At 61.8% G+C, this 23,727-nt stretch carries 25 protein-coding genes; 14 read left to right on the top strand and 11 right to left on the bottom strand.

The annotated features are described in order from the left end of the window. Positions 1-94: 94 nt before the first annotated feature. From B5E41_RS01680 to B5E41_RS01670, 3 genes are all read left to right on the top strand, one after another. Positions 95-1,120, top strand: coding sequence for a histone deacetylase family protein (locus B5E41_RS01680; RefSeq protein WP_088390531.1), 1,026 nt, complete (start codon positions 95-97; stop codon positions 1,118-1,120). Positions 1,121-1,129: 9 nt separating this feature from the next. Next, complete coding sequence (gene recX, locus B5E41_RS01675; RefSeq protein WP_088390529.1) at positions 1,130-1,681, top strand: recombination regulator RecX; 552 nt, start codon at positions 1,130-1,132, stop codon at positions 1,679-1,681. 93 nt (positions 1,682-1,774) lie between these two features. After that, positions 1,775-2,665, top strand: coding sequence for an EamA family transporter (locus B5E41_RS01670; protein WP_088390527.1), 891 nt, complete (start codon positions 1,775-1,777; stop codon positions 2,663-2,665). Between the two features lie 3 nt (positions 2,666-2,668). On the opposite strand, the gene B5E41_RS01665 is transcribed toward B5E41_RS01670, so the two are convergent. Then, positions 2,669-3,136: a group III truncated hemoglobin gene (locus tag B5E41_RS01665; protein ID WP_088390762.1), complete on the bottom strand. Its 468-nt coding sequence runs from the start codon at positions 3,134-3,136 to the stop codon at positions 2,669-2,671. A 171-nt stretch (positions 3,137-3,307) separates the two neighbouring features. Here B5E41_RS01665 and mbfA point away from each other — a divergent pair, with 171 nt between their 5' ends. Beyond that, positions 3,308-4,291 carry an iron exporter MbfA gene (gene mbfA, locus B5E41_RS01660; RefSeq protein ID WP_088390525.1) on the top strand — a complete coding sequence of 328 codons (984 nt, stop codon included), beginning with the start codon at positions 3,308-3,310 and terminating at the stop codon, positions 4,289-4,291. A 497-nt stretch (positions 4,292-4,788) separates the two neighbouring features. Here mbfA and B5E41_RS01655 read toward each other — a convergent pair whose 3' ends face one another. Both B5E41_RS01655 and B5E41_RS01650 read right to left on the bottom strand, forming a co-directional pair. Beyond that, complete coding sequence (locus B5E41_RS01655; RefSeq protein ID WP_041678522.1) at positions 4,789-5,388, bottom strand: transglutaminase-like cysteine peptidase; 600 nt, start codon at positions 5,386-5,388, stop codon at positions 4,789-4,791. Positions 5,389-5,534: 146 nt separating this feature from the next. Next, entirely contained in the window at positions 5,535-6,350 is an 816-nt protein-coding gene (locus B5E41_RS01650; protein WP_088390523.1) for an alpha/beta hydrolase, read from the bottom strand. Between the two features lie 178 nt (positions 6,351-6,528). On the opposite strand from B5E41_RS01650, the gene infC reads away from it, so the two are divergent. The 5 genes from infC (at position 6,529) to pheT (ending at position 11,754) form a co-directional block, all read left to right on the top strand. After that, entirely contained in the window at positions 6,529-7,065 is a 537-nt protein-coding gene (infC, locus tag B5E41_RS01645) for a translation initiation factor IF-3 (protein ID WP_082240342.1), read from the top strand. Between the two features lie 367 nt (positions 7,066-7,432). Beyond that, on the top strand, positions 7,433-7,636 hold the full coding sequence (rpmI, locus tag B5E41_RS01635) for a 50S ribosomal protein L35 (RefSeq protein ID WP_011423646.1): 204 nt from the start codon (positions 7,433-7,435) through the stop codon (positions 7,634-7,636). Between the two features lie 39 nt (positions 7,637-7,675). Continuing rightward, positions 7,676-8,080 carry a 50S ribosomal protein L20 gene (rplT, locus tag B5E41_RS01630; RefSeq protein WP_064809305.1) on the top strand — a complete coding sequence of 135 codons (405 nt, stop codon included), beginning with the start codon at positions 7,676-7,678 and terminating at the stop codon, positions 8,078-8,080. 151 nt (positions 8,081-8,231) lie between these two features. Continuing rightward, on the top strand, positions 8,232-9,314 hold the full coding sequence (gene pheS / locus B5E41_RS01625; RefSeq protein ID WP_088390521.1) for a phenylalanine--tRNA ligase subunit alpha: 1,083 nt from the start codon (positions 8,232-8,234) through the stop codon (positions 9,312-9,314). Between the two features lie 16 nt (positions 9,315-9,330). Continuing rightward, complete coding sequence (pheT, locus tag B5E41_RS01620; protein WP_088390519.1) at positions 9,331-11,754, top strand: phenylalanine--tRNA ligase subunit beta; 2,424 nt, start codon at positions 9,331-9,333, stop codon at positions 11,752-11,754. Positions 11,755-11,805: 51 nt separating this feature from the next. Here the strand turns inward: pheT and B5E41_RS01615 are convergent, their stop codons facing one another. Together B5E41_RS01615 and B5E41_RS01610 are read right to left on the bottom strand one after the other, a co-directional pair. After that, entirely contained in the window at positions 11,806-12,165 is a 360-nt protein-coding gene (locus tag B5E41_RS01615; protein WP_088390517.1) for a nuclear transport factor 2 family protein, read from the bottom strand. Between the two features lie 90 nt (positions 12,166-12,255). After that, complete coding sequence (locus B5E41_RS01610) at positions 12,256-13,251, bottom strand: aldo/keto reductase (protein WP_088390515.1); 996 nt, start codon at positions 13,249-13,251, stop codon at positions 12,256-12,258. Positions 13,252-13,381: 130 nt separating this feature from the next. Here B5E41_RS01610 and B5E41_RS01605 point away from each other — a divergent pair, with 130 nt between their 5' ends. Then, positions 13,382-14,290, top strand: coding sequence for a LysR family transcriptional regulator (locus tag B5E41_RS01605; RefSeq protein WP_088390513.1), 909 nt, complete (start codon positions 13,382-13,384; stop codon positions 14,288-14,290). 27 nt (positions 14,291-14,317) lie between these two features. On the opposite strand, the gene B5E41_RS01600 is transcribed toward B5E41_RS01605, so the two are convergent. Then, on the bottom strand, positions 14,318-14,815 hold the full coding sequence (locus tag B5E41_RS01600; RefSeq protein ID WP_011423653.1) for a YciE/YciF ferroxidase family protein: 498 nt from the start codon (positions 14,813-14,815) through the stop codon (positions 14,318-14,320). Positions 14,816-14,964: 149 nt separating this feature from the next. Here B5E41_RS01600 and B5E41_RS01595 point away from each other — a divergent pair, with 149 nt between their 5' ends. Continuing rightward, complete coding sequence (locus B5E41_RS01595; RefSeq protein WP_245303046.1) at positions 14,965-15,582, top strand: hypothetical protein; 618 nt, start codon at positions 14,965-14,967, stop codon at positions 15,580-15,582. Here the strand turns inward: B5E41_RS01595 and B5E41_RS01590 are convergent. After that, entirely contained in the window at positions 15,572-16,015 is a 444-nt protein-coding gene (locus B5E41_RS01590; protein WP_088390511.1) for a GNAT family N-acetyltransferase, read from the bottom strand. The genes B5E41_RS01595 and B5E41_RS01590 overlap by 11 nt on opposite strands. After that, positions 16,012-16,974 (bottom strand): aldo/keto reductase, encoded by a 963-nt coding sequence (locus B5E41_RS01585; RefSeq protein WP_088390509.1) that lies wholly within the window; start codon positions 16,972-16,974, stop codon positions 16,012-16,014. Before B5E41_RS01585 ends, B5E41_RS01590 begins: the two co-directional genes overlap by 4 nt. 187 nt (positions 16,975-17,161) lie before the next feature. Here B5E41_RS01585 and B5E41_RS01580 point away from each other — a divergent pair, with 187 nt between their 5' ends. Continuing rightward, the gene (locus tag B5E41_RS01580) at positions 17,162-18,148 is read left to right on the top strand and encodes a Gfo/Idh/MocA family protein (RefSeq protein WP_088390507.1); all 987 of its coding nucleotides are present in this window, start codon (positions 17,162-17,164) and stop codon (positions 18,146-18,148) included. Between the two features lie 3 nt (positions 18,149-18,151). Here B5E41_RS01580 and B5E41_RS01575 read toward each other — a convergent pair whose 3' ends face one another. Continuing rightward, positions 18,152-18,526, bottom strand: coding sequence for a GtrA family protein (locus B5E41_RS01575; RefSeq protein ID WP_085857845.1), 375 nt, complete (start codon positions 18,524-18,526; stop codon positions 18,152-18,154). Further along, positions 18,523-19,530 (bottom strand): glycosyltransferase, encoded by a 1,008-nt coding sequence (locus B5E41_RS01570; RefSeq protein WP_088390505.1) that lies wholly within the window; start codon positions 19,528-19,530, stop codon positions 18,523-18,525. The genes B5E41_RS01575 and B5E41_RS01570 overlap by 4 nt, the downstream gene beginning before the upstream one ends. Before the next feature lie 162 nt (positions 19,531-19,692). Between B5E41_RS01570 and B5E41_RS01565 the strand changes: the two genes are divergently transcribed. Then, positions 19,693-21,537 carry a hypothetical protein gene (locus B5E41_RS01565; protein ID WP_088390503.1) on the top strand — a complete coding sequence of 615 codons (1,845 nt, stop codon included), beginning with the start codon at positions 19,693-19,695 and terminating at the stop codon, positions 21,535-21,537. Between the two features lie 27 nt (positions 21,538-21,564). Here B5E41_RS01565 and B5E41_RS01560 read toward each other — a convergent pair whose 3' ends face one another. Continuing rightward, positions 21,565-21,807, bottom strand: coding sequence for a hypothetical protein (locus B5E41_RS01560; protein ID WP_020920162.1), 243 nt, complete (start codon positions 21,805-21,807; stop codon positions 21,565-21,567). Positions 21,808-22,144: 337 nt separating this feature from the next. On the opposite strand from B5E41_RS01560, the gene xseA reads away from it, so the two are divergent. Further along, entirely contained in the window at positions 22,145-23,725 is a 1,581-nt protein-coding gene (xseA, locus tag B5E41_RS01555) for an exodeoxyribonuclease VII large subunit (RefSeq protein WP_088390501.1), read from the top strand. Positions 23,726-23,727: the final 2 nt, after the last annotated feature.

The following is a 23,727-nucleotide window of genomic DNA, read 5'->3' as shown; positions in this document are numbered from 1 at the left end:
AGTCATTCACTTTGGCGATCAAGGGCGCCGCGCCGGCTTTTTTGTCGCGGCCGACGCATGTAAGTCTGGAGTTTCAATCAAGGACGAATCCGAAATGCGCGTCATCTATTCCGAAGACCACAAGCTGCGCGATGCCAGGACCGAGCTCTATGCCGGCCAGCTGGTGACGCCCTTCGAGGCGCCGTTTCGCGCCGAGTGGATCCTGACGGCGGTCACTGAAGCCGGTTTCCGGGATGTCGTGGCGCCGGATGCGCATGGGCTGGATACGGCCCGAAAGGTGCATGATCCCGCCTATCTCGATTTTCTCGCCACCGCCTGGGATCGCTGGGTCACGGCCGGCTTCGAAGGCGAGGCGATCGCCAATTCCTTCCCGGTCCGCCGCACCAGCCAGCGCGTGCCCGACAATATCGTCGGCGCGATCGGCCATTACGCCAATGCCGCCGACACCTCCATCACCAAGGGCTCCTACGAAGCGGCGATCGCCTCGATGCGTTGCGCCATCACAGCCGCGGATTGGCTGAATGCCGGCAACCGTTTCGCCTTTGCGCTTTGCCGGCCGCCTGGCCATCATGCCGGCATCGATCTCTTCGGCGGCTATTGCTTCATCAACAATGCAGGCGTCGCGGCCCAGCGGCTCATCGATCACGGTGCGAAGAAGGTCGCCGTGCTCGATGTCGATTTCCATCACGGCAACGGCACGCAGGATCTCTTCTATCACAGAGGCGATGTTTTCACCGCCTCGCTGCATGGCGATCCCATGCACGCTTTCCCCTATTTCCTCGGCCATGCCGACGAGGAAGGGGAGGGGGAGGGCGCCAGTGCCAACCGCAACTATCCGATGCCGCCCCACACGCCTTGGCAGGTCTGGTCTTCGGCGCTTACCGACGCGCTCGCACGCATCAAGGCCTTCGGCGCCGAGGCGATCGTCGTGGCGCTCGGCGTCGATACTTTCGAGCGCGACCCGATTTCCTTCTTCCAGCTGAAATCCGAAGATTTCATGCGCATGGGAGAGATGATCTCCGCCGCCGGCTTGCCCGCCGTCACCTGCATGGAAGGCGGTTACGGCGTGCCGGAGATCGGCCTCAACGTCGCCAATGTCCTCAAGGGCCTGGAAGCCTGATCGCTTGATATGACCGACGAGACTGTTTCCTCCGATACACCGACACCACGCATGCTGAGCTGGGCGCGCAACTCCGCCATTTATCGCTTGGAGCGGCGGATGATGACCGAAAAGCAGCTGTTTGATGCCATTACCCGCAAGGCGAAAGAAAAGTTCGAGGATATCGGCGCGGCGCAACTCAAAGCCCTTGCCGATTTCGCCGTCAGGTTCGCCTATGACAACAAGGCTCTCGATGATGGCGCCTATGCCGAGATCAGCACGCGTTCCCAGCTGCGCGGCGGCAAATCGAAGCGCGCCATCGCCCGGAAACTTGCGGCCAAGGGCGTCGCTGGCGATAAGGTCGAGGCCGCCCTCGAGCAGGCTGACGATCTCTATGCCGCGACGATCTTCGCCCGCAAACGCGCCTTCGGCCCCTTCCGCCGCGTCGAGCTTGATGACAAGCGAAAGGCCAAAGAGCTTTCGGCCTTCGCCCGCAACGGCTTCAGCTTCGACATCGGCAGGAAGGTGTTCGACATGAGTTTTGAGGATGCCGAAGAGCTCATTCTGGCCGGCCGTCTCTGATCTTGCATAAGGCCTTTTGCTGGCCGGATCAGAAGTTTGAATTTGTCGCTCGCAAGCCGCCTTCGTAAGAACAGCTCACAATTGGAGGCGGATATGGAAGAAAGAGCAAATGCCGGCGCGGGCGCGCTGACCGCAGAGGCGTCAACAGCATTCGGCGGGGTGGCGGCCGGCGGGCTGATGTGCCTCCTATCCATGTCGTCGATCCAGTTTGGCGCTGCACTATCATCTTCCGCCATCGCCGCATATGGACCGGCCGGCGCCAGCTGGCTGCGCCTGGCTTTTGCGGCCATCATTCTCGCCGTCGTCGTGCGACCGCGCGTCGTCAGCTGCAACAGGGCGCAATGGACGAGCGCGCTGGTTCTCGGCGCGACGACGGCGCTGATGACCATGAGCTTCTTCGCGGCGATCGAGCGCATTCCGCTCGGTCTTGCCGTGGCGATCGATTTTCTCGGCCCGCTGTCGGTTGCGACCATCGGCTATGGCCTCAGCCGGCGTCTCCTCTGGCCGCTCATTGCAGCACTTGGCGTTCTGGCCCTCGCCCATGACGGTGAAGGCTGGGTGGGCGATATCGGGGGCATTCTCTTTGCGCTCGGCGCGGGAACCGGATGGGCGATCTATATCGTCCTGACAAAAAAGATCGGCGCGAGCTTCAAGGGGCTGGAGGGGCTGTCCATATCGCTAATGGTCGCTGCTCTTGTCGCCACACCCTTCGGCTTCGCCGGCGCCATGCCGAAGCTCGATGCTTACGGCCTGGTTGAAATGGCGGGCCTTGCCATTCTTGTGCCGCTGCTCCCCTACACGCTAGAACTGATTGCCCTGCGGCGTATGCCGACAGCCTCCTTCGGCATTCTCATGAGCCTCGAGCCGGCCATTGCGGCACTCGCGGGTTTCGTCATTCTGGCGCAGCCGATGACGCTGCTGCAGATGGCCGGAACTGCCTTGGTGGTTGCCGCAAGTGCCGGAGCGACTTTTGCCGCAAGATAGTGATCAGCCCACCTTTTTCGCGGGATCGTCGAGAGCGGGATTGTAGAACAGCGACAGCGTCAGGCTTTTGGCGATCCGCTCGGCGGTCGCCATGAACCAGGCCTTGGCTTCCGGCGAGGGAGCGACATCGTCGAGCGTTGCGGCAAACAGCGACAGCCACTTCGGAAAAAGATCGGGCGTCAGGTTCTGAACACCCGTATGCGCCTGCACCGGCTTGCCGCCATAGGCGCCGCTGCGGAAGGCGACGGCCGACCAGAAGCTCTTCATCTTCTCCAGATGCTCCGGCCAGCGCCCGGAAAGCCGCGCATCGAACACCGGCCCGAGATCGGGATGCTCCAGCACGCGCCCGTAGAAAGTCTCGACCAGCCTGCCGATAAAGGCCTCGTCGACCCCCATCGCCCGCATCTCGGCCTCCGCCTTTTCGCGGATCGCCGCGACATGGGCAGGGCGGCCTTGAATGTCATTGTTCATCATAAACCCCGGCGCCGCATGATGCGGCAGCCTCCATATAGGTCTTTACCTCAGCGAACCAAAGCCGCTCATGCGGATTGCGGCAATCTGTCAGCCGGTCCGCCCCCGCCACTTGACCACCATCGCTTCCTTCCTTAGGTTTAGAACTATTCTAAATTGTTGGAGAAGTTTATGCTGGCGCGTTTTTTCAGGTCGCCGAAACGATCCTTTGACTCGCTCTCCGAGCAGGAGATTCTCGCACTTGCGATTGCCTCGGAGGAAGACGACGCCCGCATCTATCTCGCCTATGCCGATAGGCTGCGCCCTGAATTTCCGGCTTCGGCCAAGGTCTTTGAAGATATGGCCGAGGTCGAGGACACGCACCGCAAATCGCTGTTCGAAATCCATCGTCAGCGTTTCGGCGAGCGTATTCCACTGATTCGGCGCGAGCATGTGCAGGGTTTTTACGAGCGCAAGCCGGACTGGCTGAGAGCCAACCTGTCACTCGACGCGATGCGACAGGAAACCGAGGCGATGGAGGAGCAGGCCTATCGTTTTTATGTCGAAGCGGCAAAGCGCACCACCGACGCCTCGACGCGTGAACTGCTCGGCGACCTCGCGCTCGCCGAGCAGGGACACGAGGATATTGCCCGCATGCTGGGCGACACGCACACGCCAGAGGATGTCAGGCATGACGAGGACGAGACGGCGCACAGGCAATTCGTGCTGACCTATGTGCAGCCGGGCCTTGCCGGCTTGATGGACGGCTCGGTCTCGACGCTGGCGCCGATCTTTGCCGCCGCCTTCGCCACCCAGGACACATGGCAGACCTTCCTCGTCGGTCTTTCGGCTTCGGTCGGCGCCGGCATTTCGATGGGCTTCACCGAAGCCGCCCATGACGACGGCAAGATCTCCGGCAGGGGCTCGCCGGTCAAACGTGGCCTTGCCTGCGGCATCATGACTGCGCTCGGCGGCCTCGGCCATGCGCTGCCCTATCTGATACCGCATTTCTGGACGGCGACGATCACCGCCGCCATCATCGTCTTCTTCGAACTCTGGGCAATCGCCTTCATCCAAAACCGCTACATGGAAACCCCCTTCCTGCGTGCCGCCTTCCAGGTGGTGCTCGGCGGCAGTCTGGTCCTCGCCGCCGGTATTTTGATTGGGAATGGGTGAGGAGCGGTCGGCGAAGCCGAGCAATCGATCCAGTGAATCGATTGCAGCGACGAACGCCCTGAGCTCAAGCGAAGGGCCGGGAAACGGTGCGGCATATTAACACCCCATCTCAGGCGGCACGCACCACGATCAGCCCTCATGGTGAGGAGGCCAGCAGGGCCGTCTCGAACCACTAGGGCGGGTGGCTGAACGCCGCTCATCAGCATCTGCCGGGACCGGTGGCCAGCCCCGTCCTTCGAGGCTTCGCCCTATGGGCTACGCACATCAGGATGAGGCTGGAGAGAGGGCGTGCCGGCATTCTTGCCCCTCGCTCACGCTCAGTGGATTCGCTTCTATCATCCTCACTCCTCACTGCTCGTCAGGCCAGATGAGGGGCGAGGAGCGCCAGCGACGAATACCTTGAGGCCGCGAAAGGTATTGGCGACGCCTCTCCAATCTCCCCAAAAAGCAAAAGGCCGGCTTTCGCCGGCCTTTTCCCCCGCATCCCCTCGAAATGCTTAGCGAAGAGCGCCGACCAGAAGGTCGCGGCCGTTCTCGATGGTGACCCAGCGGCCGGCGTTGTAGCTCGACTGGCGCTTGACGAAAGTATAGGCCGTCGCAAACCAGGGCTTCACGTCGGCAGCGAGATTGTCGAGCACGAAATCGCCCCCGGCGGTGCGCAGCGTCAGCACGGCATGGCCTTCACCGTCGGGCTTGCGCACGACGGTCATCAGCAGGTCGGCGGCCGAAAAGCCGCGCTGAATCAGCATGCGGCGCTTCAAGAGCGCGAAATCCTCGCAGTCGCCGGCAGTCGTCGGATAGGCCCAGACCTCGTCCTTGCCGTAGATTTCCTTGTCGGTCATCGGCTTGATCGTGCTGTTGACCGTGGCGTTGACCGAACGGACCAGCGACCACTTCGCCGGCGTCATCTCGACCGGCCCCGCGTTGCGGTTTGCGCCGCATTCACTGCTGTGGATCTGACAGAAATCGTAATGGCCGATCGGTTGGGAGGTGGCATTGCCTGTTACCATGGAAGCATTTCTGCTTGGAGCTGGGATGGCGGCAGGCGCCATCGCAAAAACGGCCATCATGGCCACAAAAATACCTTTGAATCGCACGCCCGCTCTTTCCTCGATCGCCCCTTAATTATTAACAAATTGTTAATGGAGAGGGCCGAGAAGAGTCAATCGTTACTTCTTGGGAGAGCCTTGCGACTCGCCGACATGGTTAAAATGCAACAAGATTCGCGGCCGGCTTCGGGAAATTATCGCCCATTCGCGGATGCGAGGATGATGCCTTTGACGGCGCCGAGCAGAAGGGCGATATCGCCGGGGCGGGAAAGGCGGTGGTCGCCGTCGCGGATGAAGGTCAGCACCACGTCGTCGGCGGGAAGGTGCTCCAGAAGCTTCATCGCGTGCGCATGCGGCACGTCGGGATCCTTCATGCCCTGGAGGATATGCACCGGGCAGCCCGTCTCGATCATGCCGTCGAGCACCCGGTTCCTGCGCCCGTCCTCGATCAGTGCCCGCGTATAAATATTCGGTTCCGGGCTGTATTGCGACCGCTCTTCGAAATAACCGCGCTCCGCGAGCGACTTGCGCTCCCTGGCCTTAAGGTTCGGCTCGATCAGTTCGGAGGTGAAATCGGGCGCCGGGGCAATCAGCACCATGCCGGCGAGCTTCGGACCACCTTGCCCTGCGAGTTCCTGCGCCAGCCGGAGCGCAATCCAGCCTCCCATCGACGAGCCGACGAGAATGATGCGCTCGGGCGCAACATGGCGGATGACGGCAAGCGCTTCCTCCAGCCAGCGCGAGATCGTGCCGTCGCGAAAACTGCCGCCGGAAAGCCCGTGGCCGGAATAGTCGAGGCGGATGCAGGCGACACCGAGTTCGGCCGCCAGCCCATCGATCTCCGCCGCCTTGGTGCCGCTCATGTCGGAACGGTAGCCGGATAGCCAAACGAGCGATGGGGCAGCATTGCCGGCCTGCGCCGGACGCAGGAGCATGGCGATTTCCCGTGCCGCCTCGCCTTCGCCGACAGTCAGGAACTGCGGTAGGGCATTGCTGATCTGATCGGACATCGGCGAAACCTCCTGTTGTTTCGGCCTATAAAACAGATTCTTGGCAGGCTGACAGCTGGTGATTTTTCCGCTAAAGGATGATATTGACTCCGTTGCAGCGATAACGAGATAGGTTTGTGCACCCTGATTGAGCGTGCGCCGCTGCAACGTTCCGAAACAACGCGAGGAGAATACGACCATTCGCAGACCTTTTAAGACCGATGCGCCCGTGAAGGACGGACCGCGCTCGAACCGTGAAATCCGCATTCCCAAAATTCAGCTGATCGCGGCTGACGGACAGAATATGGGCGTCGTGCCTACCGACCAGGCCTTGAGAATGGCGGAAGAAGCCGGCCTCGATCTTGTCGAAATTTCCCCCAATGCCGAACCGCCGGTGTGCAAGATCCTCGATCTGGGCAAGCTGAAATATGCCAACCAGAAGAAGGCTGCCGAGGCGCGCAAGAAGCAGAAGATCGTCGAAGTCAAAGAAATCAAGATGCGCCCGAACATCGACACCCATGATTATGAGGTGAAGATGAAGGCGATGGGCCGCTTCTTCGACGAGGGCGACAAGGTCAAGGTGACGCTGAAATTCCGCGGCCGTGAGATGGCCCACCAGGAACTCGGCATGAAGCTTCTGCAGCAGGTCAAGGCCGATACGACCGAGATCGCCAAGGTAGAAGCCGAGCCCAAGCTCGAAGGCCGCCAGATGATGATGGTGCTGGCGCCGAAGTAAGCGCCAGACACTTTTTGCCCAAGGCCGTCCGCAAGGGCGGCTTTCGTGCTTTCGGCTACCGTATCTTCGGCCTTTGTTTTATGCATGTCGTTATCCCGGAACCGCCGCACACTTCCGGGCGACAAGCATAGCCGAAGATTCCTCCGCGCCCCCGTTGCACTTTCGTGAGGCTGCGGTTATAAGCGCGCGTCCGAACTGACCGGCAGGGCATGCCGTGGCAGTTTTCGAATGCTTGCGGAACGGTTCGTCGCCGACGCCGCAGATCAACAACAAACGCTCCCGCACCTTGTTGCGACGACCGGAGAACCGGACTTCGCATGGAGGGCTTTTTGATGAAGCGCGCAGGGAGGACAGAAGGAGTAGCAAAATGCCCAAGATGAAGACGAAGTCCGCCGCCAAGAAGCGGTTCAAGATCACCGCATCCGGCAAGGTCAAGGCGGCTGCTGCTGGCAAACGCCATGGCATGATCAAGCGCACGAACAAGTTCATTCGCGATGCACGCGGCACGATGGTTCTCGCAGAACCCGATGGCCGCAAGGTCGTGAAGAACTATCTGCCGAACGGTCTCTGAGACTATTCCGGTAACGCGTTAGATTAAGGAGATCATGATATGGCACGTGTAAAAAGAGGCGTCACCGCCCACGCCAAGCATAAGAAGGTTCTGAAGGCCGCGAAGGGTTTTTACGGCCGCCGCAAGAACACCATCCGGACCGCCAAGGCTGCTGTCGATCGTTCGAAGCAGTACGCCTACCGCGACCGCAAGGTCAACAAGCGCAACTTCCGTGCGCTCTGGATCCAGCGCATCAACGCTGCCGTCCGCGAATTCGGCCTGACCTATGGCCGCTTCATCGACGGCCTGAACAAGGCCGGCATCGAAGTCGACCGCAAGGTTCTCTCCGACATGGCGATCCACGAGCCGGAAGCATTCGGCGCTCTGGTGGCTGCCGCCAAGAAGGCCCTTGAATATCTCAAGGAAACCGGCACGGCGAACGAGTTTGAAGGCGCGGTTCGGTAACCAGCGCTTCCCAAGCTTGACGCTTTTTTGAATTTTGGGAAACCCGCGCTGGTTTGGGCTAGCGCGGGTTTTTCTTTCTTTATATTCCTTGCGCCCGTCGGCGCCGCCTGCCTCCCGATCCCCGCCTGATACTGGACGGAAAGAAGTGACAATGTCAGATATCGACCAGCTCAACTCATCGCTGCTCGCGGAAATCGCCGCCGCCAATGACGAGGCAGCCCTGGAAGCCGTGCGCGTGTCCGCGCTTGGCAAGAAGGGCTCCGTCTCCGAACTCCTGAAAACGCTCGGCGCCATGACGCCGGAGGACCGCCAGACCCGGGGGGCTGCGATCAACGCCCTGAAGAATGCGGTGACGGACGCCATTGCCGAGCGCAAGTCGGTCTTGAAGGTTGCGGCGGTCAATGCGCGACTGAAGGCCGAGACGGTCGATGTCAGCCTGCCGGTGCGCTCCTCGCCGGCCGAGCGCGGCCGCATCCATCCGATCAGCCAGATCGTCGACGAGATCACCGCGATCTTCGCCGACATGGGCTTCTCGATCGCCGAAGGCCCCGATATCGAGACCGATTATTACAATTTCACCGCGCTGAATTTTCCCGAAGGCCATCCGGCCCGCGAGATGCACGACACCTTCTTCTTCAATCCGGATGAGAATGGTGAGCGCAAGGTGCTGCGCACCCATACCTCGCCGGTGCAGGTGCGCACCATGGAAGCGCAGCAGCCGCCGATCCGCATCATCATTCCCGGCAAGACCTACCGCCAGGATAGCGACGCCACGCATTCGCCGATGTTCCATCAGGTCGAAGGCCTGGTCATCGACAAGAAGGCCAATGTCGCCAACATCCGCTGGGTGCTGGAAGAATTCTGCAAGACCTTCTTCGAGGTCGACAGCGTGACGATGCGCTTCCGTCCGTCCTTCTTCCCCTTCACCGAGCCCTCCTTCGAGGTCGATATCCAGTGCGACCGCTCCGGCCCAATCGTAAAATTCGGCGAAGGCACCGACTGGATGGAGATCCTCGGTTGCGGCATGGTCCACCCGAACGTGCTGCGCTATGGCGGGCTCGATCCGGACGAATATCAGGGCTTTGCCTGGGGCATGGGCCTCGATCGCATCGCCATGCTGAAATACGGCATGCCCGACCTGCGCGACTTCTTCAATGCCGATGTCCGCTGGATGACGCATTACGGCTTCCGCCCGCTCGACATGCCGACGCTGTTCGGCGGCCTCAGCGCTTGAACGGAGATTTGGGACGATGAAATTCACGCTCTCCTGGCTGAAAGAGCATCTCGAAACGGATGCCACGCTGGATGAAATCTGCGCCCGCCTCACCGAGATCGGGTTGGAAGTCGAAGATGTCGACGACAAGGCGGCGTTCAAGCCCTTCGTCATCGCGAGGGTTGTCTCGGCGGAAAAACATCCGCAGGCCGATCGCCTGAAGGTTCTGATGGTCGATACCGGATCCGGCGCGCCGGTCCAGGTCGTCTGTGGCGCCCCGAATGCGCGCGCCGGCCTCGTCGGTGCTTTCGCCGCTCCCGGAACCTATGTTCCCGGCATCGAGGTGACGCTGGCCGTCGGCAATATCCGCGGCGTCGAAAGCCGCGGAATGATGTGCTCCGAAAAGGAGCTTGAGATATCCGACAATCATGACGGCATCATCGATCTGCCCGCGGATGCACCGGTCGGCCAGAGCTATGCGGCCTACGCCCATCTCGACGATCCCGTCATCGAGATCAACCTGACGCCGAACCGGCCGGACTGCACCTCGATCCACGGCATCGCCCGTGATCTCGCCGCCTCCGGTCTCGGCACGCTGAAGACGCGGCCCGCGCCGTCCTACGCCATCGAAGGCGAAACGCCGGTGAAGCTGACGCTCGATCTCGATGATCCCAGGCTCTGCCCCGGCTTTGCCCTGCGTCTCGTGCGCGGCGTCAGGAACGGCCCGAGCCCGCGCTGGATGCAGCAGCGGCTCACCGCCATTGGCCTGCGTCCGATCAATGCGCTTGTTGATATCACCAATTACATGACCTTCGATCAGGGGCGGCCGATCCACGTCTTCGACGCCGCCAAGATCAAGGGCAGTCTCACCGTCCGCCGGGCGAGGGAAGGGGAGACCGTGCTGGCGCTCGACCAGCGCGAATACAAGCTCGGCCCGAACAATGTCGTCATAGCAGATGAAGAGGGCATCGAATCGATCGGCGGCATCATGGGCGGCGAACATTCCGGTTGCGACGACGATACCGTCGACGTCCTGATCGAATCCGCTCTGTGGGATCCGATGAACATCGCCAAATCCGGCCGCAGTCTCGGCATCATTACCGATGCCCGCTATCGCTTCGAACGCGGCGTGGATCCGGAATATATGGTTCCCGGTCTCGAACGCACGACGGAACTGGTGCTGGAACTCTGCGGCGGTACCGCCGCCAGGGCAGAGATTGTCGGCTATCACGGGTACGATCCGAAGGTCGTCGATTTCCCCTATTCGGAGGTCAAGCGCCTGACCGGCCTCGACGTCTCGAATGAGGAAAGCAACACGATCCTGACGCGTCTCGGCTTCATAGTCTCCGGTTCCGGCGAGCGCGTCTCCGTTGCTGTTCCCTCCTGGCGCCCGGATGTCGACGGCAAGGCCGATCTTGTCGAGGAGGTCATGCGTATCCATGGCGTCGACAATATCAAGCCGGCGCCGCTCGAAAGCCATGCCGCCGTCAATGGCAGGATTCTGACGACTCTGCAGATCCGCACCCGTGCGGCCAAGCGGGCGCTGGCCGCGCGCGGCATGCTCGAGGCGGTCACCTGGTCCTTCATTCCAGAAGATCAGGCAAAGCTCTTCGGCGGCGGTTCGCCAGCCCTCAAACTTGCCAACCCGATCGCCGCCGAAATGTCGGACATGCGTCCGTCTTTGCTGCCGGGTCTGTTGACCGCGGCTCAGCGCAATGCCGATAAAGGTTATTCCGACGTCGCCATCTTCGAGGTCTCCGGCACCTATGAAAACGACCGGCCGGAAGGCCAGCGCCGCGTCGCCGGCGGCATCCGCCGCGGCACGGCCTCGCTCGCCGGCGCCGGCCGCATGTGGTCGAACGTCGCCAAGGGCGGCGGCAAGCCGGTCGACGTCTTCGACGCCAAGGCCGATGCGCTTGCCGTCATCGAAGCCTGTGGCCTGCCGATGGGCAACATCCAGATCGAGCAGAGCGGCCCCGAATGGTTTCATCCCGGCCGCTCCGGCACGATCAAGATGGGGCCGAAGATCGTGCTCGGCTATTTCGGCGAATTCCATCCGTTGACGCTGGAAGCCCTTGACGTCTCCGGCGCTCTCTGCGGCTTCGAAGTCTATCTCGATGCCATGGCGGAGCCGAAGAAGAAGGCGACCCGCACCAAGCCGGCGCTCGATCTGTCGCCTTTCCAGGCCGTCAAGCGCGACTTCGCCTTCGTCGTCGACAAGACGGTGGAATCAGGCGCGATCGTCAAGGCTGCGACCGGCGCCGACCGTAAGCTCATCACCGGCATCAACGTCTTCGACATTTTCGAGGGCGCATCGGTCGGCGAGGGCAAGAAGTCGGTGGCGATCGAGGTTCAGATCCAGCCGGTCGATCGGACGCTGACGGACGAGGATTTCGAGGCGCTGACGCAGAAGATCGTCGCCAGCGTCACGAAATTCACCGGCGGCGTCCTCAGAAGCTGAGCCTCATCTGCCGAAGATAGAGTGGACCGGTCGCGCAAGCGGCCGGTCTTTTCATGTGTGCAGATGATAGAGTTTGCTGACGATCACCCATCGGCCTTCGATCTTCAGCAGCGAAAGATAGTCGGTGAAGCGCATTCCGGCGAAATCGTCGGTTACCTTCACGCTTGCAGCGTCGCCTTCGACATCGACGTTCTGGATGTCCATAAAAGGCTGCGTGCCGGGCGGGGCCGGCTCCTCGGCCAGGATCGCGGCGATGAATTCGTCCCGCGTCAGCCATTCGACGGCATTCTGGTAATAGCCGACGATGGAGCTTTTCGGGTGGAAGGCCTTCTTCAAGGCCGCCGCATTGGCGAAGGCCATGCCTTCGACATAGAGATGAACCGTCTGTTCGACTGCCTGCCTGTCCGACATGTTTCCATCCCGTTCTCCGAGATGGCGTTAGATAGTTTCGCCGGCCGCGAAGGCAAGCCCGGCCGGTCGCAACTGCCGGGCTTGTCCGCCTCAAATGTTCGTCATGGCAAGCGAGGCATCCGAATAGCGCTTGCCGGCCACCTGCGCCGCGGGGATCGCTTCACCGAGCTGATCGAGTTCCTCGGCGCTGAGCACGATATCGGCGGCGGCAACGTTCTGTTCGAGGTGGTGTAACTTGCGTGCGCCGGGGATCGGCACGATGTCGTCGCCCTGGTTCAGCACCCAGGCCAGTGCCAGCTGCGCCGCCGTCACGCCTTTTGCAGCCGCAAGCTTTTCGAGCGTTGCGACAAGCGCCGCATTGGCGTCAAAATTTTCAGCCTGGAAACGCGGCACCTGCCGGCGGAAATCGTCGGCGGCAAGGTCGTCGGCCTTGCGGATCGCTCCTGTCAGTAAGCCGCGGCCGAGCGGGCTGTAAGGCACGAAGCCGATGCCGAGTTCGCGGCAGGTGGCAAGCACATCCTCTTCGGGATCGCGGGTCCAGAGCGAATATTCACTCTGCAGCGCTGCGATCGGATGGACCGCGTGCGCCCGGCGGATTGTGGCGCTCCCGGCTTCCGAGAGGCCGAGCGCTCGGACTTTGCCTTCCATCACCAGCTCGGCCATGACGCCGACCGTCTCCTCGATCGGCACGTTGGGATCGACCCGGTGCTGGTAGAGCAGGTCGATAGTCTCGATGCCGAGACGTTTCAGCGAAGCCTCGGCAACCGCCCTGACATGTTCGGGGCGGCTGTCGACGCCGGCGATGGCGGCAGCGCCCGCTTTACTGGTATCGATCTTGAAGCCGAATTTGGTGGCGATCACCACGCGGTCGCGAAACGGCTTCAGCGCCTTTCCGAGGAGGACCTCGTTGGTGAAAGGACCGTAGACTTCGGCAGTGTCGAAGAAGGTGACGCCGAGATCAACGGCGCGATTGAGCGTCCGGATCGATTCAGCTTCATCGCTGGCGCCATAGGCAAAGCTCATGCCCATGCAGCCAAGGCCGACGGCTGAGACGGTGAGATCGTTTCCGAGTTTCCGGGTTTTCATAATGCGCTCCTTGTTCTGAGCTGATTGTGAACCGCTGAGGATATCGTTGCGGTACGGGCAGATGATATCGGCGGGGCATCGATCAGAAAATGCATGCAGTTTCTAACAGCCTGTTCTATCATTTCGATCAATGAACAGAACTCAGCTCTCGCAACTCGCCGTTCTCGCCGCCGTTTCCGAGCATCGCAGTTTTCGTGCAGCGGCCAAGGAACTTCTCGTCGCGCCGTCGGCCATCAGCCATGCGATCTCGAGTCTTGAGGAAAGCCTGGGCGTCAGACTTCTGGCGCGCACCACCCGCAGCGTCGCGCCGACGGAGGAGGGTCGCCTGCTCCTCGAAAGGCTCCGCCCGGCGCTGGAGGAGATCGATGTTGCCTTGGAGGCCGTCAGAGATACGCGCGGCAAGCCCGCGGGAAATCTGCGCATTACAGCGCCGCGCTTCGCCTCCGATATTTTGCTCGCCCCGCGCCTCGGCGATTTTCTCAATCTCTACCCCGACATCACTCTGGAGATCGCCAATGAGGACGGTTTCACCGATATTGTCAGGGAAGGTTTCGACGCCGGCATCCGGCTGGAGGAGAGCCTCGAGGCCGATATGATCGCCGTCAGGATCTCGCCCAAGCTGACGACCGTCATCGCGGCCTCGCCGGACTATTTCGAGCGCTATCCGAAGCCGGAGCATCCGCGCGATCTTGTCCATCACCGCTGCATCAAACGGCGCTTCACCAACGGCTCCATCTATCGCTGGGAATTCGAAAAGGACGGGCAGGAACTGATCGTTGCAGTCGATGGACCGCTTATTGTCAGCGAAGACCGGCTGGCCCTGCTTGCGGCGCTCAACGGTGCCGGCCTCGCCTATCTCTTCGACATGCGGGTGCATGCGGAACTGGCAGCCGGCAGACTGGTGCGGGTGCTGGAGGATTGGTGCGCGCCCTATCCCGGCCCATTCGTCTACTATCCAAGCCGGCGGCAGATGCGGCCGGCGCTGCGCGCCTTCATAGACTTCTTCAAATATGCGGAGACGGACAAGGGCGGCCGGTAGGAATGACGGCCACCCTTCTCATATAAGTCAGGCGGCCTTCGCCTTTTGGTTCGCCGCGGTGGTGGCGAGCTGCGAGAGTTTCTTGTCGGTGGCCGTCTCTTCCTGCAGCGTCTGATCGAGCAGGCTGACGACATCCTTGAGGCCGAGCGTTGCAGCCCAGGTTTTCAGCGTACCGTAACGGGCGATTTCATAGTGTTCGACGGACTGCGCGGCCGAAATCAGACCGGCATCCAGCGCCGGCGTGCCCTTGAATTCTTCCATGATCTCTTCGCCCTCGGCGATAATGCCCTGGATCGCTTCGCAGGTCTTGCCCTGGGCGCGCTTGCCGATCTTTTCAAAAACCTGCTGCAGGCGCTCGACCTGGGCCTCGGTTTCCTCGAGATGCTTCTGGAAGCCCGCCTTCAGTTCGGAGGACTGGGCGGCGCGCGCCATCTTCGGCAGAGCGCGCAATATCTGCCGCTCGGCAAAGTAGATGTCCTTGAGCGTGTCGTAGAAGAGATCTTCCAACGTCTTTTCCTTGGCCATTTTCTCGATCCTTGTTTTGGGAAAGGCCGCGAATGCGGCGACACACTAAGAAGCGAAGATCGCGCAATTTGTTCCCGATCGATTTCGGGTGGACTGGAAAACCGCGCCGGGCAATCATCCCGGCTGTTGACGTGGAGGAAGAAGAGATCATGCGAAAGCCGGGTTCGATGAAAGGTCTGGAGGATCTCGGCCGCGTGCGGCTGTCGCAAAACTTCTTCTTCCGCGATTTCCTGCATTCGGAAATCGCCGATTTCTACCGGATTCCCAATATCCCCGAGGATCCCGATCTGGCGATCGAAGCCGGCAAAAGACTTTGCGAGGAACTGCTGGAGCCGCTGGAAGCGACGTTCGGGCGTCTGCACGTCCGCTCCGGCTACCGCTCGCCCGAAGTCAACCGCTTCGGCAACGCGAACAATCTGAACTGTTCCACCAATGCCGCCACGGCTGCGCATCACATCTGGGATCTCAGGGACTTCGATGGCTGCATGGGCGCCGCCGTCTGCATTGCCGTGCCGTGGGTGATCGACCGCTATCGCGATGTAAGCGACTGGCAGCGGCTCGCCTGGTGGATCCACGACCACCTGCCCTACGCCTCGCTCTGTTTCTTTCCGAAGCTCTGGGCTTTCAACATCCAGTGGCACGAACGGCCGAAGCGAGTGATCCAGAGCTATGTCAGACCGCGCGGCATCCTGACCAAGCCGGGCATGGCGAACTGGGAGGGTGACCACGCCGTTTTCTACGAAGGATTTCCCCCACTCAGAAACTGATGCGATAACGGATGTGGCCGTCGCTTTCGACATAGCTGTCGTAGAGCGCGCGGGCCGTCTTGTTCTGCTCGCTCGTATGCCAATAGAGCCGCGACCAACCCTTCGCCTTGCAGAGCGCGACGAGATCGTCCAGCAGCGCCCGGCCGACGCCCCTGCCGCGCGCATCGGAATCGATGAAGAGGTCTTCGAGATAGCAGTCCTTTCCGCGGATCCAGGTGCCCTCATGCGTCAGGAAAAGAGCAAAGCCCATGATCCTGCCGTCGATCTCGGCGACGCGCATCGCGATTGCCGAGGCCGGATCGAAGACCCGGCGCCATGTCTGGTCGGTGATATCGGCATCGACGGTCACCTCGTAAAAGGCGAGATAGGCGGCCCAGAGTTCGCGCCAGCGGGCTTCGTCCTCGGGGCGGGCATCACGTATCGTTGCGGTCATGGCTCTGTTCTTTCAGCGCCGGCTTCGTCGAGCAGCGCCATTGCATCCTTGGAAAGGGAAAGTGTCGCCGACTTCACGAGGCTTTCGAGCTGTAACAGGCTGGTCGCGCTGGCGATCGGCGCCGTCACGCCCTTCTTGCGCAACAGCCAGGCAAGCGAGATTTCCGCCGGCTTGGCGCCGGTCTCGGCAGACACCTTGTCGAGCGCGGCGAGAATGCGCAGGCCCTTTTCGTCGAGATATTGCGAAACACGGCCTTCGCGCGCCCGTCCCTGCGTGTCGGCCTTGCTGCGGTATTTCCCGGTGAGGAAGCCAGCGGCGAGGCCGAAATAGGTGATGACGCCGATATTCTGACGGACGCAGAGATCGGCAAGCGGCCCTTCGAAGCTGGCGCGTTGGTAAAGATTATACTCCGGCTGCAGCACCTCGTATCGCGGCAGGCCGGCTTTCTCGGCTGCGTCGAAGGACGCCTGGAGCAGATCGGCATCATAGTTCGAGCAGCCGATGGCGCGGATCTTGCCCTGCTGTTTCAGCTTCGCAAAGGCGCCGAGCGTTTCCTCGTGCGGCGTGTCGGCATCCGGCCAATGGGAGAGATAGAGATCGATATAGTCGGTCTGCAGCCGGCGCAGCGACGCCTCGACTGCCGCCAGAATGTAGCTCTCCTTGAGCGTCTTTCCCTGGCCCATATCCGAGCCCACCTTGGTGACGATGACGGCCTTGTCGCGGGCGATCCGCGCCTGTTTCAGCCAGCGTCCGATGATCTCCTCGGAATCGCCGCCCTTGTTGCCGGGAACCCATGCGGAATAGACGTCCGCCGTATCGATCGTGTTGAGCCCGGCATCGAAAAAGGCGTCGAGAATGGCGAAGGATGTTTTCTCGTCGGCCGTCCAGCCGAAGACATTGCCGCCGATCACGATCGGCGCGACCGAAAGGCCTGTTTTCCCAAGCCGGCGCATTTCCATAGGGCTCTCCAAAATGGGTGAAATATAAAAGGCTGTATTGAATCGCGGATACGGCAGAACGCCGTCTGGCCAAGTTAGCGCGATCCCGGCACCAGGCAAACCCGACTTCCGCAATTTCATATCGCGCCATTGCGTCGCGGCGGAGGCCTGAATATGGTGCGCGACATTGGTTTTGGGAGGCTCGCACATGCTGCGTTTCGGTATCATTTCAACGGCGAAGATCGGCCGCGACAATGTCGTGCCCGCCATCCAGGACGCGGAAAATTGCGTCGTCACGGCGATTGCCAGCCGTGATCTGGGGCGGGCAAGGGAGATGGCCGATCGCTTCTCCGTGCCGCATGCCTTCGGCTCTTACGAGGAGATGCTGGCCTCCGACGTCATCGATGCCGTCTATATCCCGCTGCCGACGTCGCAGCACATCGAATGGTCGATCAAATCAGCCGATGCCGGCAAGCATGTGCTCTGCGAAAAGCCGCTGGCCCTGAAGGCCAGCGATATCGACGCGGTGATCGCTGCCCGCGACCGCAATAAGGTGATGGTCACGGAAGCCTATATGATCACCTATTCGCCGGTCTGGCAGAAGGTGCGCTCGCTGATCGATGAGGGCGCGATCGGCTCGCTCCGGCATGTGCAGGGCGCCTTCACCTATTTCAATCGCGATGCCTCCAATATGCGCAACATTCCCGAGCTGGGCGGTGGCGGCCTTCCCGATATCGGCGTCTACCCCGTCATGAGCACGCGCTTTGCCACCGGCAAGGAGCCGCTCCGGATCCAGGCTATTACCGAGCGCGATCCGGACTTCGGCACCGATATCTATTCGAGCGTCAAGGCCGATTTCGGCGATTTCGAGCTGAGCTTCTATGTCTCGACACAGATGGCCAACCGGCAGGTCATGGTCTTCCACGGCACCGAAGGCTATATCGAGGTCAAGTCGCCCTTCAACGCCAATCGCTGGGGGCCGGAAGAGATCGAACTGGCTGATCGCAGCCACAATGAATCGCGCATCTTCCGCTTCCAGGACAGCCGCCAGTACAGGCGCGAGGTCGAGGCTTTCGCTCGGGCGGTAGAGCACGGCAAGAAAGAGATCGTTACGCTGGAAAATTCGAAGCTGAACCAGAAGGTCATCGATGCGATCTATCGCGCGAGCGAAAAGGACGGCTGGGAGGCGGTTTGATAATCACGCGCGGAAGACGAAGCGCGAATAGCCGAAGAAGCTGAAGACCATTGCGGCGATACTGGCGACCACCATCGCCGCAAGCGGCTGAAGCCCCGGCAGCGAAAGCAGCAGTGCCGAATAAAGCCCGTAATTGACGAGCGCCGCCGTCACGCCGACCGAGCCGTAGCGGAAGCCTTCCACGGCGAGCGAGCGCCCCGAGCGATCGAATGTGAAGTTCCGGTTGAAGACCCAGGTTGACGCCATTGCGAGGGCGATTGCGATGAGCCGCGCCACGAAGGGGCCGAGCGACGTCAGATCGAGTAGCGCCGACAGCACACCTGCGTCGACGAGAAAGCCGATGCCGCCGGCAATCGCAAAACGGATGAGCTTCTTCACGCGGCATCCGCCTTGCCGCGGCCCCGGCGCGACGCCGACGCTGGCTCGCGATCAAGCAGTTTGGCCGCACTTGGGGTCTCCAGGCTCATATAATGGATGCGAAGCTGCTCGGCCCGGGCCCGGGCCACCGAATCCAGGATGACGCCGGCCGTAAAAAGCATGAAGGAGATCATCATCAGCGCCATCGACAGCACCCAGGTCGGCATGCGGCTGACGAGGCCCGTGTCGAAATACTCCGCCAGCACCGGCGTCATGAAGCCGAGGCTCGTCAGCATGAAGACGGCGCTGATCGCGCTGAAGAAGGCGAAGGGCCGGGTCTCCTTCATCAGCATTGCGAACATCCAGAGGATTTTTCCGCCGTCGCGGAACGTCGAAAGCTTGGAGTGCGAGCCTTCCGGGCGGCGGCCATAGTCGAGTTCCAGTTCGCTCACCGGCAGTTTCAGTCGGGAGGCATGCACCGACATCTCGGTTTCGATCTCGAAGCCGCCGGATACCGCCGGGAAGCTCTTGACGAAGCGGCGCGAGAAAGCGCGGTAGCCGGAAAAGATATCGGTGAAGTCGGGGCCGAAGATCGTCCGGTAGAGCAGATTGAAAAACCGGTTGCCAAGCGCATGGCCCTGACGGCCGGCATCGTCGTGCACGCCGCGCCGGGTTCCCACAACCATGTCGGCACGCTCGGTGAGAAGCGTCCGCACCAGTTCCTCGGCATCGCCGGGTGCATAGGTTCCGTCGCCGTCGGCGATGATGTAGATGTCTGCCTCGATGTCGGCGAACATGCGGCGCACGACGTGTCCCTTGCCTTGCCGCCGCTCGCGCACGACATGCGCTCCGGCCAGCATCGCCTGCAGCGCGGTGCCGTCGGTGGAATTATTGTCGTAGACGTGGATCGCCGCATCCGGCAGCGTCGCCCGGAAGCCCTGCACCACAGCGCCGATCGTCGCAGCTTCGTTGTAGCAGGGAAGCAGGACGGCAATGTCCGGGTGATCGGTAAGCGTTCGGGCCATGACTCTACTCGTTACACTGAAAAGCCGTTACCAGCCTAAATCACGCAGCGTTAATAAGACGCTATGACGCAGGCAAAATCGGCTGCGGTCGCGGACGGCTTTACACTTTCTTGATCGGCGCCCGCTAAGGTTCGGCCATCTGGAAACGAAGCGCTAACCACGATGAACGCCGTGCAGCCGATCGCTGATGCATCCGCCGTGACCGCCGCCCGCAGGAGCCGGCTCGGGGGCCTCATGACGCGTCTCTGGCCGGCTGTCATTGCCTATAGTGTTATCCTCGCCGCCGTTATCCTTGTTACCAAATTCTCCGGCGCCACCGATTATGTTGGTCCCGACAATGACGACGGCATGCGTCTCGTCGAGGTTCGCGATTTTCTTGCCGGCCAAGGCTGGTTCGATCTGATGCAATATCGTCTCGGCCTTGCCGGCGGTACGCTGATGCATTGGTCGAGGCTGATCGATCTGCCGATCGCTTCGCTGATCCGGTTTTTCGGGCTGTTTGCGCCGCGTGAAACCGCCGAGGCGCTGGCGCTCGCCGTATGGCCCGTATCACTCATCTTTCCTGCCATGCTCGCCATGGGCGTGGCGGGCCGGCGGATCGGCGGGGTTGCCGGCATGCATATCGCTCTCGGTCTCACCGCTCCGGCGATCTACATCGGAAACCGCTTCGCCCCTGGCGCCATCGATCATCACAATGCGCAGCTGGCGCTGGTCGCGACGATGGTGGCGATGCTCATGGATCCCGCGCGTCGCGGTTGGAGCTACGCGGTCGCCGGTATTGCGGCGGCTGTCGCCATCGCCATCGGCGCCGAGACCACCCCTTTCGTCGCTGTCGTCTGCCTCACGGTCGCCCTGCTCTGGGCATGGGAAGGCGAGAATTTCGCCATCCCCGCCCGGGCCTTCGGGCTGTCGCTGACGATTGCGATCAACATTCTTTTCTTCGCAACGGTGCCGCCCCGGCTCTATTCGATGGTCACCTGCGACAATCTCTCGCTCGGCTATTACAGTCTGGCGGCGATCGGCAGCGGCCTCCTGTTGTTTTCGGCCGTTTTCGCGAGCGGCTTGCGTCGGCCCTTGCGCTTTGCCGCACTCGCCTTTGTCGGCGCCGGCGTTTTCGGTGCGGCGATCGTCATCGCACCGCAATGCCTGAGCGATCCGTTGGGCAGTCTCGATCCGATGCTGGTCGAACTCTGGCTGCGGCATATTTCGGAAGCCCAATCGCTCCTGGCGCTGGCGCGCACCGATCCCACCTCGGTCGGCGCTTTCTATGCGGCAGGTCTCTTCGGCATTGCCGTCTGCATCTTTCGCATCATTCGGCGCGACCGCGTGCAGATCCACCTGGTCCTGCTCTTTCTGCTCGCCACGAGCTGGGCGATCGCGCTGGTCCAGGTGCGCGGCGCTACTTTCTCGAACCTGCTTTCGATCCTGCCGCTCGCCCTGCTGATCATCGATGTCAGGCGCATTTCCAACAGCGACAGCGAGAATGTCGCCGTTGCCTTCGTCTACGTGATGAGTGTTCTCGCAAGCGTTCCGGCGGTCTGGGCCGTCGGCGGCGGGCTTGTTTCAATGCAGATGGAGAACGATGCGCAGAAGGCGGCGGAGCCGACAAAGGCGCTTTCCTGCACATCGAAAGAGGCGCTGGCATCGCTTGCCGAACTCCCGCCCGGCCTGGTCTCCGCGCCATCGGAAATGGGTGTGCCGATCCTCCGCTTCACGCAGAATCGGGTTCTCTCCGCCCCCTATCATCGCGATCAGGGCGGCATGCTGACAGAAATGCATATCGGCCTGGCAAAGCCGCAGGAGGCGGAAGCCTTCCTGAAGGGGGCCGGTGTCACGACGCTTGCCTTCTGCCCGAAGGACCTGCAGACGCGCGAACTCGCCAAACTGAAGCCGGATGGGCTCTACGCCGAACTCGGCAAGGGCAATATTCCGCCCTATCTGGAACCGCTGGCGAAGGTGCCGGATACGGGCGTCCAGTTCTTCCGTTACCGGCCGACGGCGAATTGACGCCGACAGCCTGATGTTGCGCTGACGTCAGTGAGACGTGCGGACGGCCCGCAGGCGGTCGCTGGCATAAAGCCCGAGCACGAAGAGGATAAGACCACCATTGTAGCCGAGAATGGCATAAACAAGCGCCAGAAGTGACACCGGTCCGGGCGAGGTTATCGCCGCCAGCGTGAAGCTCATTCCGATCAGCGCGGCCACCAACGCGATGCCGGCGGCCGAGCGCATTAACCCGGCGCTGATGCCCAATGCTGCTGCTGTGAGAATAATCATTTCAGCACCTTCCCAGAGAGAACGAGGGGAAGCATAGGAAGCGCCAACTAACAAAGATTTACCGGCTCTCTGGGCTGAAAATCCTTTGTATTGCGGTGGTTAGCAATCCCTTTCGGGTAAAACGCGCTTTTTATCCATGCGTTCCCCGGCGAAACGAATTTTCCCGTTTTTCTTGTCATTCTTGCTGCTGCAACGGCCGCATGCACTCAATGCCTGGGGCATGAATCTTGATGGACGGCGGCGACTCTGCCACGCCAACGGTTCAGCGGTCGGGAAAACGGGTCTCTCCGGCGGTCGCGACCTTCCCGTTTCCCGCCAATGGAAATAGAAAGGAGGGATGAGCAACCTCTTCGACAGCGATTCGCCGACCAACCTTGCCGAATATTCGGTTTCGGAGCTTTCCGGCTCAATCAAGCGCACCGTCGAAACCGCTTTCGACCAGGTTCGCGTGCGCGGCGAAATATCAGGCTATCGTGGGCCGCATTCCTCGGGTCATGCCTATTTCGCGCTGAAGGACGATCGCGCCCGCATCGACGCCGTCATCTGGAAGACCACCTTTTCGCGGCTGAAATTCCGCCCGGAAGAGGGCATGGAAGTGATCGCCACCGGCAAGGTCACCACTTTTCCGGGCTCCTCGAAATATCAGATCGTCATCGAGACGCTGGAGCCGGCAGGGGCCGGCGCGCTGATGGCGCTGATCGAGGAGCGCAAACGCAGGCTCGGCGCCGAGGGCTTGTTCGATGCCGCTCGCAAGAAGCGGCTGCCCTTCATGCCGCATGTGATCGGCGTCGTCACCTCGCCGACCGGCGCCGTCATCCGCGATATCCTGCACCGGATCTCCGACCGTTTTCCCGTGCATGTTCTCGTCTGGCCGGTGAAGGTCCAGGGCGAGGGATCCGGCGAGGAGGTGGCGAACGCCATCCGCGGCTTCAATGCGCTGGAGCCCGCCGGCGCCATCCGCCGCCCGGATGTGCTGATCGTCGCACGCGGCGGCGGCAGCCTGGAAGATCTCTGGAGTTTCAACGACGAGATCGTCGTGCGCGCTGCTGCCGAAAGCCGCATACCGCTGATCTCGGCCGTCGGCCACGAGACCGACTGGACGCTGATCGACTATGCCGCCGATGTCCGCGCTCCGACGCCGACCGGGGCGGCGGAAATGGCCGTGCCCGTCAAAGCGGAGCTCGAGGCGCAGGCTGCGGCGCTTGCCGCCCGCCTGCAGGGCTGCATGAACCGGCAGATGGATCAGCGCCGCCAGTCCGTCCGTAGCCTGATGCGGGCATTTCCCTCGCTCGACCAGCTTCTCGCCTTACCGCGCCGCCGCTTCGACGAGGCGGCGGCGAGCCTCGGCCGCGGGCTGGAGCTCAACACCATCAACAAGCACCGCGGCTTCGAGCGCGTCGTCGCGCACCTGCGCCCAGACCTTCTTTCCGGCCGCATTGCCGAGCGCCGCCAGATGTTGAACGAGCGGATGGTGCGGGCCGAGCGCATGGTCGAGCGGCTGATCGACCGCTCGGCATCGCGCGTCGAGCGCGCCGAGGCGATCCTTGCTTCGCTGCCGGCACGGTTGAAAGCGCAAACCGACCGCTCCCGCGAGCGTCTCGGCAATCTTTCCCGCCACGCCGATACGGCGATCCGCCACCAGCTGACGCGCGCCCGCGCCGAGCTCTCGGCGCAGGACCGCGTGCTGCAGTCGCTCTCCTACAAGAACGTGCTGAAGCGCGGCTACGCCGTCATTCGCGATGAGGACAACAGGCCGGTCTCGCAAGCGGCCGCACTCCCCGCCGGCATGGGCATCGCGATCGAATTCGCCGACGGCCGTGTCGGCGCTATGACCACGGAAGGCGGCACCCCGCCTGGCGGCGCCAAGAAGCGCAGCACAAAATCGGCGGAGCCGACGAAGCAGGGAAGCCTGTTCTAACG

Source organism: Rhizobium esperanzae, from assembly GCF_002204185.1.
Lineage (GTDB): Bacteria > Pseudomonadota > Alphaproteobacteria > Rhizobiales > Rhizobiaceae > Rhizobium > Rhizobium esperanzae.
This window is presented reverse-complemented; position numbering and strand designations above follow the sequence as displayed.

Coding starts and splice junctions, on each gene's coding strand:
- B5E41_RS01665 (WP_088390762.1), bottom strand. CDS start 3,136: ATGAACAATGACATTCAAGGCCGCCCTGCCCATGTCGCGGCGATCCGC.
- B5E41_RS01565 (WP_088390503.1), top strand. CDS start 19,693: ATGAACGCCGTGCAGCCGATCGCTGATGCATCCGCCGTGACCGCCGCC.
- B5E41_RS01670 (WP_088390527.1), top strand. CDS start 1,775: ATGGAAGAAAGAGCAAATGCCGGCGCGGGCGCGCTGACCGCAGAGGCG.
- mbfA (WP_088390525.1), top strand. CDS start 3,308: ATGCTGGCGCGTTTTTTCAGGTCGCCGAAACGATCCTTTGACTCGCTC.
- rpmI (WP_011423646.1), top strand. CDS start 7,433: ATGCCCAAGATGAAGACGAAGTCCGCCGCCAAGAAGCGGTTCAAGATC.
- B5E41_RS01610 (WP_088390515.1), bottom strand. CDS start 13,251: ATGAAAACCCGGAAACTCGGAAACGATCTCACCGTCTCAGCCGTCGGC.
- B5E41_RS01560 (WP_020920162.1), bottom strand. CDS start 21,807: ATGATTATTCTCACAGCAGCAGCATTGGGCATCAGCGCCGGGTTAATG.
- B5E41_RS01595 (WP_245303046.1), top strand. CDS start 14,965: ATGCGAAAGCCGGGTTCGATGAAAGGTCTGGAGGATCTCGGCCGCGTG.
- xseA (WP_088390501.1), top strand. CDS start 22,145: ATGAGCAACCTCTTCGACAGCGATTCGCCGACCAACCTTGCCGAATAT.
- B5E41_RS01570 (WP_088390505.1), bottom strand. CDS start 19,530: ATGGCCCGAACGCTTACCGATCACCCGGACATTGCCGTCCTGCTTCCC.
- pheS (WP_088390521.1), top strand. CDS start 8,232: ATGTCAGATATCGACCAGCTCAACTCATCGCTGCTCGCGGAAATCGCC.
- recX (WP_088390529.1), top strand. CDS start 1,130: ATGACCGACGAGACTGTTTCCTCCGATACACCGACACCACGCATGCTG.
- pheT (WP_088390519.1), top strand. CDS start 9,331: ATGAAATTCACGCTCTCCTGGCTGAAAGAGCATCTCGAAACGGATGCC.
- rplT (WP_064809305.1), top strand. CDS start 7,676: ATGGCACGTGTAAAAAGAGGCGTCACCGCCCACGCCAAGCATAAGAAG.
- B5E41_RS01585 (WP_088390509.1), bottom strand. CDS start 16,974: ATGGAAATGCGCCGGCTTGGGAAAACAGGCCTTTCGGTCGCGCCGATC.
- B5E41_RS01590 (WP_088390511.1), bottom strand. CDS start 16,015: ATGACCGCAACGATACGTGATGCCCGCCCCGAGGACGAAGCCCGCTGG.
- B5E41_RS01650 (WP_088390523.1), bottom strand. CDS start 6,350: ATGTCCGATCAGATCAGCAATGCCCTACCGCAGTTCCTGACTGTCGGC.
- B5E41_RS01680 (WP_088390531.1), top strand. CDS start 95: ATGCGCGTCATCTATTCCGAAGACCACAAGCTGCGCGATGCCAGGACC.
- B5E41_RS01605 (WP_088390513.1), top strand. CDS start 13,382: ATGAACAGAACTCAGCTCTCGCAACTCGCCGTTCTCGCCGCCGTTTCC.
- B5E41_RS01615 (WP_088390517.1), bottom strand. CDS start 12,165: ATGTCGGACAGGCAGGCAGTCGAACAGACGGTTCATCTCTATGTCGAA.
- B5E41_RS01600 (WP_011423653.1), bottom strand. CDS start 14,815: ATGGCCAAGGAAAAGACGTTGGAAGATCTCTTCTACGACACGCTCAAG.
- B5E41_RS01580 (WP_088390507.1), top strand. CDS start 17,162: ATGCTGCGTTTCGGTATCATTTCAACGGCGAAGATCGGCCGCGACAAT.